The organism is Halomonas sp. 141 (genome assembly GCF_002810305.1).
In the GTDB taxonomy this organism is placed as follows: Bacteria; Pseudomonadota; Gammaproteobacteria; order Pseudomonadales; family Halomonadaceae; genus Vreelandella; species Vreelandella stevensii.
Genome location: NZ_PINZ01000004.1, coordinates 52,024 through 64,281 on the forward strand (window position 1 = coordinate 52,024; position 12,258 = coordinate 64,281).

Consider the following 12,258-nt stretch of genomic DNA (forward strand, 5'->3'; position numbering starts at 1 on the left):
TTAAAAATTCGCAGTGGAGGTGAATAGGCCAACGCGCAGGTCATTGGCCTGGTAGATGTCGCGCCCGTCGACGGACACGGTGCCATCGGCAATGCCCAGAATCAGTCGGCGCGTAATGATGCGCTTCACGTTGATCCGGTAGGTTACCTTTTTGGCATCGGGCAGAATCTGGCCGCTGAACTTGACGTCGCCACAGCCCAAGGCACGGCCCCGGCCAGGGTGGCCCAGCCAGCCAAGGTAGAAGCCGACCAGCTGCCACATGGCATCCAGACCCAGACAGCCGGGCATGACCGGATCGCCCGGGAAGTGGCAGTCAAAGAACCACAGGTCAGGCGTGATATCCAGCTCGGCGATCAATTCGCCCTTGCCGTGCTCACCCCCCTCTTCATGGATATGAATGATGCGGTCAAGCATCAGCATGTTGGGGGCAGGCAGCTGTGCGTTGCCAGGGCCAAACAGCTCGCCGCGTGAGCAGGCCAGCAGTTCTTCGCGATCAAAGGAATGTTGCTTGGTCACTGAATCGTTCCGAAAGTCAAAAATGGTGGTTGCACCTAGTCTACTGCCCGCAACCGCTGAATGCACGCCGCAGGCGTCTTATCCTGTGTTTTTAAGGCGCATCGTGACCGCCATTGGCGACCATGGTCGAGTACGGCGGAGACACCCTAGTGCGCGAAATTGTCTAATCAACGGATGATTCACGTAATATGATCTATTCAGAGGTGGGGTAAGGCGGCATGATGTCATCCATACCGTTGCCGACGTAGTGACTGCTGAATAGGACAACAAGAAACGCCATGTGGCTGCCTGTCTCGATGAATCGTCCTTTGGTCTGGGTGGCGCTGACTGCGCTGCCTGCCTGTGTCTGGATCCCGGATGCCGCGCTGCGCATGGTGGTGGCCGGCCTGGTCTCGCTGGGGTTGTGGGATGCCTGGCACCAGGTGCGCCAGCAGCGCTTGCGCTTGCGACTTTCCCTCGATGCCATTGGGCTGGCAGGGGACGCGATCGTGATTAGTGATGTCGATAACCGAGTCCTGATGGTCAACCCTGCGTTTACCGATATTACTGGATATGACAGCCAGGAGATGGTCGGCCGCAAGTTGGAGACCCTTGCCGCGCCGCGCCACGACAAAGCCTTCTATCAGAATTTCTGGAACACGCTGAAGGCTACCGGACGTTGGGAAGGCGAGATGTGGAACCGCCGCAAGCATGGCGACGAGTACCCTGAATGGCTGAAGGTGCGTGCCGTCACCGACCGTCGCGGCAATATCACCCATTTCATCAGTCTGTTTGCCGATATTTCGGCGCAGAAGGCCCGCGAGCGCGACCTGCGCCGCATCGGCTATGAAGACCCCCTGACCGGACTGCCCAATCGCCGCCGCCTGCATGACCTGATGGCCTCTCGCTTGCGTCACCTGCGTGCGGGAGAGAGCCTGGATATTGCGCTGATCGATATAGACGGCTTGAAATCGGTCAACGACAGCCTGGGCGTAGAGCAGGGGGACCGCCTGCTGGCGCGCTTCGCGCAGCGATTGACCAGTTACATGGCGGGCAGTGTCGTGGGGCGGCTGGGTGGCGATGAGTTCATGGTCATTCGTACCACCACCTTCGATGACCATGACAAGTGGGTCATGACCTTGCGCGACCATATGGGGCGCCCGTTTGAAATCAACGACCAGTCGCTGCGCCTGGGGCTCACCATCGGCAGTTGCCGGGCACCCGAAGATGGGCGTGATTCCGGCGTACTGTTCCAGCGTCTGGAGTCCGCGCTGTATAGCGCCAAGCGGCTGGGGCGTAACCATAGCCAGCGTTTCCGACCGGCGCTCGACAAGCAGGACAACCCTCAACTGGCGTTGGTGAGTGACCTGCGCGCGGCGCTGATTTCGGGAGACCAGCTGGAGCTGCACTACCAGACCCAGCATCATCCCGGTACCGGCGAGCTGATGGGCATGGAGGCACTGCTGCGTTGGCGCCACCCGCAAGACGGCATGATTTCACCAGGGGACTTCATTCCGTTGGCCGAGCGGCATGGCCTGATGGCCGAGCTGGGCAGCTGGGTCATCGAGAAAGCCTGTGCCCAGCAGGCCCATTGGCAGAACAGCGGCATGCCCAAGGTCACGGTGTGGATCAATATTTCGGCACTGCAGCTGTTTCAGGGCGATCTGGAAACGCAGTTGGCGACCTGCCTGGAGCGCTATCAGCTAAAGCCTGCCCAGATCGGCCTGGAGCTGACCGAGTCGGTGCTGCTCGACGAGCGTGCCGGTGACATGGGGCCGCGATTGCAGGCGTTACGCGATCAGGGGTATGCCATTGCCATTGATGATTTCGGCACGGGCTATTCGTCGCTGGGTTACCTGAAACGGCTGCCGGTCGACAAGATCAAACTGGACCGCGCCTTCATTCGCGAGCTGCCCCATGATCAGGCCGATGCCGCCATCGTCACAGCCGTTCTTGCCATGGCGGCGGGGATGGGGCTCGACGTCGTCGCGGAAGGTGTCGAAACCCAGGCGCAGTGCCAGTTTCTGATCAAGGCGGGCTGTACCCTGGTGCAAGGGTTCTATTTTGCCAAGCCGCTCTCTGCCGCTGAGCTGGAGCAGCGCTGGGTGCCGCTACCCTTGGCGGAAGGGGCCAACTGATCAGCTCACGATATCGGCACGATAGCGGCGCATGTAAGTGCTGATGCCCCAGCAGAGCGCCCCCCAGGTAACCGCCTGAGCAGGCAGTAGCCAGGGAGCCAGGGTGACGCCTGCCAAGGCCGCCCCGCCCAGGTAAGAAAGTGGTCCGCTGACGGCGCCGCAGGCCGCTGCTATCAGCGGGTAGCGCCATAGCCAGGCCAGCGAATGAAAGACCAGCGTGGCGAACAGTGGCCACAGCATCCATAGCCATACGGGCAAGAGTCCGGCGATCAGCGCATCGTCATGGAAGTCGAAGCCGCCCGCCAAGTGAAAGCCACCATCCAGTATTAGCCCCAGCAGCGCGAACACCGCAATGAAGCGCCACTCTCCAGGGCGCGCACAGCGCCATGCGTGCCAGCTCAGCAAGGCGGCACCCGTCGCGGCGGCCACCCAGGAGCCACCCAGCACGCAGAGCAGCCAGCCTGCTTCGAAACGCAGGGCGTTGAACAGCATGCCACGCAGCGAGCCCGAAGGCTTGAAAGGCAGCTGGATGGACACTTAGAGCGCTCCGGTCAGCGGCAGAGGTTTGGCGGCAGGCTTGGCCAGCAGCAAATGGCACGTGCCGATGGAGCGCTCGATGAAGCCGCCTTCGCAGTAGCAAAGATAGTAGCGCCACATGCGGATGAAGCGTTCGTCATAACCTTGCAGCTGCACCTGATCCAGGTGGGCTTCAAAGCGGTGCCGCCATTCGCGCAAGGTGCGCGCGTAATGGGGGCCAATCTCGTCCAGTGCGATGACGTTCAGCGAGGTCTTGCGCGTCAGGCTGGAGAGCATGGCATGGTGAGAGGGCAGAAAGCCGCCCGGAAAGATGTAGCGTTTGATGAAGTCCATGTCGCGCTTGGCCTCCTCGAAGCGCTGATCGCGAATGGTGATGGCCTGCAGCATGGCCTGGCCGGTGTCGGTCAGCAGGCTGTCGATTTTGGCGAGGTAAGTATCCAGATACTGATGGCCAACGGCTTCGATCATTTCCACTGAAATCAGCCGATCAAAGTGCCCCGTCAGTTCGCGGTAGTCCTGCTTCAGCAGGGTGATACGGTCTTCCAGCCCCTCTTCCTGGATGCGGCGGGCCGTATGGGCATGCTGCTCTTCGGAGATGGTGGTGGTGGTGACTCGGCAGCCGCGTGTTCTGGCGGCATGGATCGCCAGCCCGCCCCAGCCGGTGCCGATTTCCAGCAGATGGTGCTCTGGCTGCACGTCCAGCTTTTCGAGCATCAGGTCGAGCTTGTAGGTAGAGGCCTCTTCCAGGCTGGCTTCCGGGTAGGGGAAAACGGCACTGGAGTACATCCAGTGGCGTTGGTCCAGAAAAGTGGCAAACAGGTCATTACCAATATCGTAATGTGCGGCAATGTTGCGCTTTGAACCGGTCACGCTATTGCGCTGGAAGCGGTAGGCGAGGCCCAGCACCCAGCGGGTAAAGCGTGCACTGCCATTTTCCATCTTGCCGTTGACCTGCTCCAGGTTGGCAGCAAACAGGCGCACCAGCGCCACCAGGTCGTCGGCATCCCAGTCGCCATCCATATAGGATTCGGCGGCGCCGACGGTGCCCCCAAAGGCGAGGCGCTTCCAGGCGCGAGAGTGGCGGATCACTACGGTGACCTGTAAGGGGCCTTCCTGGCCCAGGTGGTGGCACTGGCTGCCCTCGATGAGGGTAATGCGTCCTCCCTGGAAGGCATCCAGCTGTGCCATCAGGCGCGGCTTCAGCCAGCGCGTGAAGCGGTCCTGTCGGGTGGGTTGGCTATTGGGCGGTGTCGTACGCAGGGTCGTCATTTTGAAGTCTCCTTGCGCTTAGGGTGGTTATAAACGGGGACGCGCTTCAGCCACAGGCGTAGCGCTTCAAAATGGATTCCCGCGACCGTTTTCAGACTCATCCAGGGCTGCCTTGCCAGCGTGGACAGCAGAACGCCGCGGGTAGCGGGCGCTGCCTCGAGGGTGAGCGTGGCGTCAAAGTGGCGCTGCTCCTGCTGCCAGTTCTCCATGTGCAGATACAGCTGCTGCGCTGGCGTGTTGAATTTCCAGCGGTAGGTCATCTCCATTGGGTTGAAGGGAGAGACGTGCATGGCCTTGTCGAATTGGGCGTGATGACTGTGTCGCTCTGGCACGACCTGGCAGGCATAGCAGGTGCGCTCTCGCCAGGGCATGTTGGTGACCTCTCCCAGCACGGCGCTCAAGCGCTCCTGCTGGTCGTAGACGTAATACACGGAAATGGGGTTGAAGGAGGTGCCCAGCGTGCGTAGCTGCGTCAGCATGCAGATACGCCCCTGTGGTGCACTGCCCAGCTGGCGAGTCAGCTCCTCGCGCACGGCGGTTTCCAATGGCAGGTGAACAGGCCCCAGATAGTCCTCCCGGCGAAAGCGTGCCAGGGCGGGGCCTCGGGCACTGAAGCCAGGCACGCCGTCAAACAGGGTGGGCAGCTCGTCCAGATCCAGCCATGCCATCCATACCTGATAGCTGAAGGCGTGGTGCTTGGGCGTGAAACGGCGATGCCGCAACGTGCCACGATAAATGCGTGAGCGAGGTGCGGCGATCATCCCAGCCCATCTCCGGTGCTGCCAGGGGTCAGTTCGTGGGCAGGCAGGGCGGCAGGCGCGGTGGGCGGCGGCAGGGCTTCGTCACAGCCCAGCGCTTGAGCGACACGCAGTGCGCTCCATACCCCATCCTCGTGGAAACCGTTGCGCCAGTAGGCGCCGCAAAAATGGGTGCGGCGGGCGACGGAGGAGATCTCGTCGTGGCGCATCTGGGCTGCCTGTCCGGCCAGAGTGAACTGCGGGTGGGCATAGGTATAGCGCCCCAGCACTTTGGCTGGGTCGATGCTGTCGCTATCGTTCAGCGTAACGCAAAACGTGGTGTCTGCCTGTAGCCGCTGCAGGATATTCATGTTGTAGGTGACCGAGACGCGCTCATCGGCACCGCGTCCATCCAGCCGATAGTTCCAGCTGGCCCAGGCGCGTTGACGCCGGGGCAGTAACCGAGTGTCGGTATGCAGCACCACCTCGTTGTCCTGGTACGGCATGGCGGAGAGGATGTCGCGCTCTTCCGGGGACGGATCGGCCAGCATGGCCAGTGCCTGGTCGGCGTGACAGGCAATCACCACCTGGTCGAAATGCTCCTCACCAGCGGCCGTGGTCAAGGTGACGCCTGCGGCGCTGCGGGTGATCTGCTGTACCGGCGTGTTGAGGCGAATACGCGATGCGTAAGGGGCGGTCAGCCGCGGAATGTACTGCCGAGAGCCGCCCACCAGCGTGTACCACTGGGGACGATGATTCACCGACAGCAAGCCATGGTTGCGGAAGAAACGCACGAAGAAGGTCAGCGGAAACGCGCGCAGGTCGCCAATGCTGGCGGACCAGATGGCTGCTCCCATCGGCAGCAGGTAGCGGCGTTGAAAGGCACTGCCGTAACCATGACTGTCCAGATACTCTCCCAGCGTCATGTCGGCAGGCAAGCGTTTGCTTTCCAGGTCGGCGGTAGCCTGTTTGTTGAAGCGCAGAATATCGCGCAGCAGGCGATAAAACGAGGGGTTGAGCAGGTTGCGTCGCTGGGCAAACAGGGAAGCCAGCGTGTGCCCGTTGTATTCGAAATCTACCGCTGTCTCATGCACCGAAAAGCTCATCTCGGTGGCCTGGCTGGCGACGCCGAGGGTTTCCAGCAAGCGTTGAAAATGCGGGTAGGTCCAATCGTTGAACACGATGAACCCTGTGTCGATGGCGTAGGGCGTGCCCTCGACGTCGACATCCATGGTGGCCGTGTGGCCTCCCAGACGGCTATCGGCTTCGAAGAGCGTCACCTCGTGCTGGGCCGAAAGATACCAGCCCGCGGCCATGCCACTGATGCCGCTGCCGATCACGGCAATGCGCTGTGATGCCATACCGCTCATGATTGCTCCTCGGTTTGCCGCGTCATGCGCAGGCCAATCGTTCGTCGTAGTGCCGGTGGCAGAATGCCCAGCAGTTTCACCAGGTAGGTAAAGCGGCGAGGGAAGTGGATGTCCAGCCGCCCCTTGACCAGCCCGGCAATGATGGCGCTGGCCGCCTCTTCCGCGCTGACCTGCATGGGCATGGGGAAGTCGTTGCGATCCGTGAGAGGCGTTTTCACGAAGCCTGGGTGGATGATGCTGACATCGATACCCTCCTGGTGCAGATCCAGGCGCAGCGATTCCAGAAAATAGCTGACCGCCGCCTTGGAAGCTCCGTAAGCCTCGGCGCGGGGCAGCGGCAGGTAGGCCGATGCGCTCGAGGTAGCGGCCAGCCTGGCGGGCTTGCCCTCATGTCGAGCCGCGCGCAGCAGTGGCAAGGCCGCTTCGATGCCATACAGCGTGCCGAACAGGTTGGGTTTGAACACCCGCTCGATCAACGCCATGTCGAAGTGGCGAGCGTCCACATATTCACAGGTACCGGCATTGAACAGGGCGAGATCCAGCGCGCCCAGCCATTCGCCTATCTGCTTGCCTGCCGCGAGTACGGCCTGCTGGTCGCTGATATCCAGTGGCAAGGGGTAGGCATGAGGCGCGCCTTGGCAGAGCGCTTCCAGCGCCTGCTGGTTACGGGCGCTGACGACCACATGATGACCTTCGCTGATCAAGCGTTTGGCCAGCGCTTCGCCAATGCCGGACGTGGCGCCGGTCAGCCAGATACGTTGGGGCGTTTTCCATGTGCTCATCCTGTGACTCCTTTGGCCCTGTGAGCACGCCATGTGCGTGCGGCGTGGCAATCCTGTTTCAATTCTGCTCCAGACGCTTCTTCAGCCAGCGGATGACGCGCCCCATGAGCGGCAGGTGTTCGTACAGCATGGCACCGGCATCGAAGTAGTCACGGTGGCGTAACACTTTTCCACGATTGTCGAAGGTCAGGGCGCTGCACCCGTCGACCTGAATGGGTCGGCCGCCAGCAAGGCGAGGATGAACGAACGCCATGGTCCATGTGACAAACGCCTGATCACCTTGAATTTGCTGGGTGTGATAAGTGAACTGGCAATGCGTGACGTTCTCGTACATGGTGGCGAAATAGCGTTCCAGTGCTTGCCTACCCTCAATGTGATGGAGCGGATCGTTGAAAACAACTCCTTCAGTATATACCTCGTATAGTTTTTCTGTACAGGTATTGTCTAGTTTATTGAAGAAGGCGCAAAAGTGCGCCAAGGCCTGTTCGTTGTTCATAACGAATTCCTTGTTGAGTAACGGTGCCACGTGGGGGGAACAGCGATATCGGCGGCGAGGGCCGCCGACAGGGGGCAGTGCTTATCTGGCCTACTTCGACAAGGCCTTGAAGGCGTCCAGGGCACGTTGACGGGCGGCCTTGTGATCGACGATGGGAGCCGGGTAGTCCACCGGGTTCAGCATGTCCTGTGGTGGCGCATGACGCGCCTTGGCGGGCAAGGAAGCCAGCTCTGGTAGCCAGTGGGCGATGAAGGCCCCTTCAGGGTCGAAACGCGTTGACTGGGTGGTGGGGTTGAAGATACGGAAGTAGGGCGCAGCGTCCGTGCCCGTGGAGGCCGCCCACTGCCAGCCACCGTTGTTGGCGCAAAATTCACCATCGACCAGATGGCGCATGAAAAAGGCTTCCCCACGCCGCCAGTCGATCAATAAATGCTTGCTCAAGAACATGGCGGTGACCATACGCAGTCGGTTGTGCATCCAGCCGGTCGTCACCAATTGGCGCATGGCCGCATCCACGATGGGGTAGCCAGTGCGCCCTTCGCACCAGGCTGCAAACCCCTCATCGTCGTCACGCCAGGCCAGATCGCGGGTATGCTCCTGAAAGGGTTGGTGTCGGCACACCTGAGGAAAGCCCACGGCCACATGCTGGTAAAACTCTCGCCAGATCAGCTCGCTGACCCAAGTGGTGAGTCCGGCGTCCCCGTCCGCCAGATGCCCCTCGTTTTCGCTCATCACGGCTTGTAAACATTGGCGATACGAGATCATGCCCAGCGCCAGGTAAGGCGAAAGCTCACTGGTACCACGTACGTTGGGGAAGTCGCGCTGTCGTTGGTAGTGCCGCCCACGAAAGCGTAGAAAGCGCTCCAGGTGATCGCTGGCCGCGTTTTCACCCGCAGGCCATTGGCGGCCATCCACGGGGGAGTCCTCGAGCTCGGGGAGGGCGGGCAGTGGATCACTGGGCAGGTCCAGAGGCGACTGCGCCTGAGGCGTATCGCGTAGTGCCAGCTGCTCCTGAGTTATCTGCTTGTGCCACGCCTTGGCGAAGGGGGTGAAGACGCCATAGTAATCGCCCTTGCCGGTCAGCAGGCTGCCTGGCGCAAAGGCAATGGCATCGTGGTGGCCCTGTGCCGTAATACCCGCGTGTTTGAAGGCTTTCAGGACGGCCTGGTCACGGCGCTGTTCGTTCAGCGGATATTCGTAATTGAAGTGCAGTTGCTTTACGCCGTGCTCTTGAGCTAGCGCGAGCAGCACATCGGGGGCTTTATCGAAGCTATCGATATCGCGATGCAATAGCGGGATGTTGAGACCGCTCAAGGACTCCTTGAGGGAATGCACACCGCGTGCCCAGAAATCGAGCTTGTTAGCGCCGTGACCATGGGCGCGCCACTGCTTTACGCTGCGTAAAAAGACGGCCACCACCGGGCCTTTGGCGGCAGCCGCCGCCAAGGCAGAGTTATCGTGAATACGCAGGTCACTGCGTAGCCAAACCAACTGCAGATCCATGCGCACTCCCGTGGCGTGTCCTGTTGAGTGCTAAAGAATACCTGACTCGCGTAGCAGCGGGCGCAAACGCGCCACGGCCTGAGGCAGGTCATCGCCCAGCATGTGTACCGGGCCGTCGCGCAGCTCTGTTTCACGCAGCCGGGCGACTTCGCCGCACACGCCGATCGGTACGCCCAAACGCTCGGCCGCCTTGGGCAGGTCGACCCGAATGTAGTGGTCGTTTTCGCGCTGACCGCTGGAGAGCAACACCATGGAAGAGTGCAGGCGCGATACTGCCTGGGGCAGATCTTCCAGTGCCAGCGAATGGTCGAGCAGCTGTACACGGTAGCCCTGTTCGCTGGCCATCAGCGCACACATCAGCACCCAGAGCGGGCCCGGGTCATCAGGCATGGCGGTCAGCAGCAGCAGCGGGCCGCGGGTAGCCTGGTTGGCATAGTGCAGGCGAATGCCCACCTGGCTACGCAGGAAGGATTCGAAGGTGCGGCGCACCAGGTCGTCCGGCTGAGCGGCCCATTTGGCTTCCAGGCTCAAAATGACCGGCTGCCAAAGTTCGTTGATGGCCACGCTGAGCGGGTAGAGCGCCAGGCTTTGGTGATACAGCGCCTCGAGTTTGGGCAGGTCGACCGCTTCGATGATGGCTTGCAGCTGCTGCCGCTGGCTGGCCCAGTCACCGGCATCCGGTGCAGGGGCTTCCACGGTTTCCGGCTGGTCCAGCAGGTCGGCGACCTGACTGACCGGTACGCCACGGTTGAGCCACTGCAGGATACGCTCGATGCGACTGATGTCGTCCTGCGCATAAAGCCGATGGCCTTTTGGCGTGCGTTGCGGGCGAATCAAACCGTAGCGTCGCTCCCAAGCGCGCAGGGTGACCGAGTTCACACCCGTCAGACGGGAAACTTCCCGAATCGGATAGAGCGGAGTATCGGGTGGGTGGGTCGCCTTGTTGCTCATGGGCGCCATTGCCTCTTGGTTGCCTGCAACAGGTATTGCAGGGGTCTGTCTGTAATTGCCGTGTCGCTACGTCGATGAGCCGATAATCGCTGAGATAGCGTCACGCTATTATAGGCACCTTTGTACAACTTGTGGCGGCTAGGTACAACCTCTGTGGCTTCCATGCTCCTGTACTCCTGTCGTGGTATTCATTAGACCGACCGGCCTATTAAGGCCCTGCCCAGCCCATTGCCGGATAACCAGGCAGCCTCGACGCGGCTGCCTTTCCAGCTGTCACCGCATAGTGCGATACCTTGCTGGCTGTATAGGTATCCCTGTCCGTTTGGCTTGGCGGGTTGGGCGTATCGCCAGCGATGATGACGACGCGGCTGAAGGCCCCATGATGGTTTCCTGCAGCGTCTTTCAAATGCCATGCGCCATCCGCCACCCGCTTCGAGCGCGACGATACGCGGTTCCGAAAGGAGGGCCGTGTGTGCATGAAGAGCGATGGCATCTATCAGATACCGAGTCAGCGCACTCATGCGCGGAGCCCCGGTATAACGCCACTTGCCGTCATCGTGTGTTTGCCAACCGGATGCACTAGCCTGATAAGTGCACGTTGGCCAAGGGGCCACGCAGCCTGCGTCTTGCCACTGGGCGAGCTGTTGGGCGAAATCGGCATTGCGCACGGTAAATGCCTGAGCGCCCAGATCAAGCGTCGCCGCGGGGCGGCCCTTGCTGGACATGCGCCCACCCGGCCCTCGTGCCTTGTCGAATAGGCTGACCGTCACGCCTTGCTGTGCCAGCAGGTGGGCGCAGGCCAGTCCTGACATGCCTGCGCCGATGATGGCCACGGCGTCGTGTGGAGTCAGCGCAGGGGGGGCAGCAAGGTGTTGGGGCATGGCAGCTCGCGAAGTGGACATCATGTTGAAGAGTGATTCTATTGTAGCAGTTATGTATAGATATCGTACAATTTAAAAAGTTGCAATACGGATGGTTGACTCGCCCGCTGAACCCAGCGACGGCGTTTTGCCATAAGTGATGGATAGGTGACGGAATACAGGGGCTATTCAGCTTCAGGAGGTAATACCATGCGAGTACTGATTACCGGCGGCAGCGGATTCGTGGGGCAGCGGTTATGTCCACAGCTGATTGCCCAAGGGCACGACGTGCAGGTGGTGTCGCGCACGCCCCACAAGGTGCGCGGAAAGCTGCCACCCGAGTGTGATATTCGCGACAGCGCGCAGGCATTTATCGATACGCCCCCCGATGCGCTGGTGAACCTGGCAGGGGAGTCGATAGCCGCCAAACGTTGGAGCGCCGCGCAAAAGGAGCGGCTGATTCGCTCGCGGGTCGACAGCACCCAGCAGCTGGTGGCGCTGTGCGAGCAGTTGGCGGCCAACGGCCAGCCGTTGCCTGCGGTCCTGGTCAGTGGCTCGGCCATGGGGTATTACGGCGATCAGGGCAGCAAGGTCGTAGATGAGGCTACCCCGCCCCACGATGAGTTTGCCCATCGGCTGTGTGCCCAGTGGGAAGCCGCTGCCAGGCCGGTGGAAGCTTTGGGGGTTCGGTTGGCCATTCTGCGCATAGGCCTGGTGCTGGAGGCAGGCGGCGGCACCCTGCAAAAAATGGTGCCGCCTTTCAAGCTAGGGCTGGGTGGGCGGTTCGGCGATGGTCAGCAGTTCATGCCTTGGGTCCATCGAGACGATCTGGTGGCTGCCATTATCTTCTTGATCAACGGCTCTGGTCTGTCGGGCGTTTTCAACGGCAGCGCACCGCACCCGGTGACCAATGCCGAGTTCACCCAGACGCTGGCCAGGCAGCTGCATCGTCCCGCCATTCTCCCGGTACCTGCCTTCGTGTTGAAGGCAGGCTTTGGCGAGATGTCACAGCTGCTGTTGACCGGCGCGGACATGCGACCGGCACGACTGCTCGAGGAGGGATTCAGCTTTCAATACCCGACGCTACCGAAAGCGCTGGCGGCCATTTTCTAGCCGCCAG

The 12,258-nt window shown here is 61.2% G+C and carries 12 protein-coding genes; 2 read left to right on the top strand and 10 right to left on the bottom strand.

Features of this window, described 5'->3' with window-relative positions:
* Positions 1-516, bottom strand: a complete 516-nt coding sequence (gene fabA / locus CWI66_RS03220) for a 3-hydroxyacyl-[acyl-carrier-protein] dehydratase FabA (protein ID WP_016915744.1) — start codon at positions 514-516, stop codon at positions 1-3.
* A 278-nt stretch (positions 517-794) separates the two neighbouring features.
* Between fabA and CWI66_RS03225 the strand changes: the two genes are divergently transcribed.
* A complete protein-coding gene (locus CWI66_RS03225; protein WP_100730916.1) occupies positions 795-2,633 on the top strand; it encodes a putative bifunctional diguanylate cyclase/phosphodiesterase in 1,839 nt (612 codons plus the stop codon).
* Here CWI66_RS03225 and CWI66_RS03230 read toward each other — a convergent pair whose 3' ends face one another.
* The 9 genes from CWI66_RS03230 to CWI66_RS03270 form a co-directional block, all read right to left on the bottom strand.
* Complete coding sequence (locus tag CWI66_RS03230; protein WP_100730954.1) at positions 2,634-3,125, bottom strand: DUF2878 domain-containing protein; 492 nt, start codon at positions 3,123-3,125, stop codon at positions 2,634-2,636.
* A 45-nt stretch (positions 3,126-3,170) separates the two neighbouring features.
* Complete coding sequence (locus CWI66_RS03235; protein ID WP_016915747.1) at positions 3,171-4,439, bottom strand: SAM-dependent methyltransferase; 1,269 nt, start codon at positions 4,437-4,439, stop codon at positions 3,171-3,173.
* On the bottom strand, positions 4,436-5,200 hold the full coding sequence (locus CWI66_RS03240; RefSeq protein ID WP_100730917.1) for a DUF1365 domain-containing protein: 765 nt from the start codon (positions 5,198-5,200) through the stop codon (positions 4,436-4,438). Before CWI66_RS03240 ends, CWI66_RS03235 begins: the two co-directional genes overlap by 4 nt.
* Entirely contained in the window at positions 5,197-6,546 is a 1,350-nt protein-coding gene (locus CWI66_RS03245) for an NAD(P)/FAD-dependent oxidoreductase (RefSeq protein ID WP_100730918.1), read from the bottom strand. Before CWI66_RS03245 ends, CWI66_RS03240 begins: the two co-directional genes overlap by 4 nt.
* On the bottom strand, positions 6,543-7,328 hold the full coding sequence (locus CWI66_RS03250) for an SDR family NAD(P)-dependent oxidoreductase (protein WP_100730919.1): 786 nt from the start codon (positions 7,326-7,328) through the stop codon (positions 6,543-6,545). The genes CWI66_RS03245 and CWI66_RS03250 overlap by 4 nt, the downstream gene beginning before the upstream one ends.
* Positions 7,329-7,386: 58 nt before the next feature.
* A complete protein-coding gene (locus tag CWI66_RS03255) occupies positions 7,387-7,824 on the bottom strand; it encodes a nuclear transport factor 2 family protein (protein ID WP_100730920.1) in 438 nt (145 codons plus the stop codon).
* Between the two features lie 90 nt (positions 7,825-7,914).
* Positions 7,915-9,327 (bottom strand): deoxyribodipyrimidine photo-lyase, encoded by a 1,413-nt coding sequence (gene phrB / locus CWI66_RS03260; RefSeq protein WP_100730921.1) that lies wholly within the window; start codon positions 9,325-9,327, stop codon positions 7,915-7,917.
* Positions 9,328-9,357: 30 nt separating this feature from the next.
* A complete protein-coding gene (locus CWI66_RS03265) occupies positions 9,358-10,278 on the bottom strand; it encodes a MerR family transcriptional regulator (RefSeq protein ID WP_198517433.1) in 921 nt (306 codons plus the stop codon).
* 191 nt (positions 10,279-10,469) lie between these two features.
* Positions 10,470-11,159 (bottom strand): FAD-dependent oxidoreductase, encoded by a 690-nt coding sequence (locus tag CWI66_RS03270; protein WP_100730955.1) that lies wholly within the window; start codon positions 11,157-11,159, stop codon positions 10,470-10,472.
* A 189-nt stretch (positions 11,160-11,348) separates the two neighbouring features.
* On the opposite strand from CWI66_RS03270, the gene CWI66_RS03275 reads away from it, so the two are divergent.
* On the top strand, positions 11,349-12,251 hold the full coding sequence (locus tag CWI66_RS03275) for a TIGR01777 family oxidoreductase (RefSeq protein WP_016915754.1): 903 nt from the start codon (positions 11,349-11,351) through the stop codon (positions 12,249-12,251).
* The last annotated feature ends 7 nt before the right edge of the window (positions 12,252-12,258 follow it).

What these genes read in the sequence shown, in the direction of transcription:
- CWI66_RS03230 (WP_100730954.1), bottom strand. Translation starts at nt 3,125, where the DNA reads ATGCTGTTCAACGCCCTGCGTTTCGAAGCAGGCTGGCTGCTCTGCGTG.
- CWI66_RS03270 (WP_100730955.1), bottom strand. Translation starts at nt 11,159, where the DNA reads ATGCCCCAACACCTTGCTGCCCCCCCTGCGCTGACTCCACACGACGCC.
- CWI66_RS03225 (WP_100730916.1), top strand. Translation starts at nt 795, where the DNA reads ATGTGGCTGCCTGTCTCGATGAATCGTCCTTTGGTCTGGGTGGCGCTG.
- CWI66_RS03240 (WP_100730917.1), bottom strand. Translation starts at nt 5,200, where the DNA reads ATGATCGCCGCACCTCGCTCACGCATTTATCGTGGCACGTTGCGGCAT.
- CWI66_RS03235 (WP_016915747.1), bottom strand. Translation starts at nt 4,439, where the DNA reads ATGACGACCCTGCGTACGACACCGCCCAATAGCCAACCCACCCGACAG.
- CWI66_RS03265 (WP_198517433.1), bottom strand. Translation starts at nt 10,278, where the DNA reads ATGAGCAACAAGGCGACCCACCCACCCGATACTCCGCTCTATCCGATT.
- phrB (WP_100730921.1), bottom strand. Translation starts at nt 9,327, where the DNA reads ATGGATCTGCAGTTGGTTTGGCTACGCAGTGACCTGCGTATTCACGAT.
- CWI66_RS03255 (WP_100730920.1), bottom strand. Translation starts at nt 7,824, where the DNA reads ATGAACAACGAACAGGCCTTGGCGCACTTTTGCGCCTTCTTCAATAAA.
- CWI66_RS03250 (WP_100730919.1), bottom strand. Translation starts at nt 7,328, where the DNA reads ATGAGCACATGGAAAACGCCCCAACGTATCTGGCTGACCGGCGCCACG.
- CWI66_RS03275 (WP_016915754.1), top strand. Translation starts at nt 11,349, where the DNA reads ATGCGAGTACTGATTACCGGCGGCAGCGGATTCGTGGGGCAGCGGTTA.
- CWI66_RS03245 (WP_100730918.1), bottom strand. Translation starts at nt 6,546, where the DNA reads ATGAGCGGTATGGCATCACAGCGCATTGCCGTGATCGGCAGCGGCATC.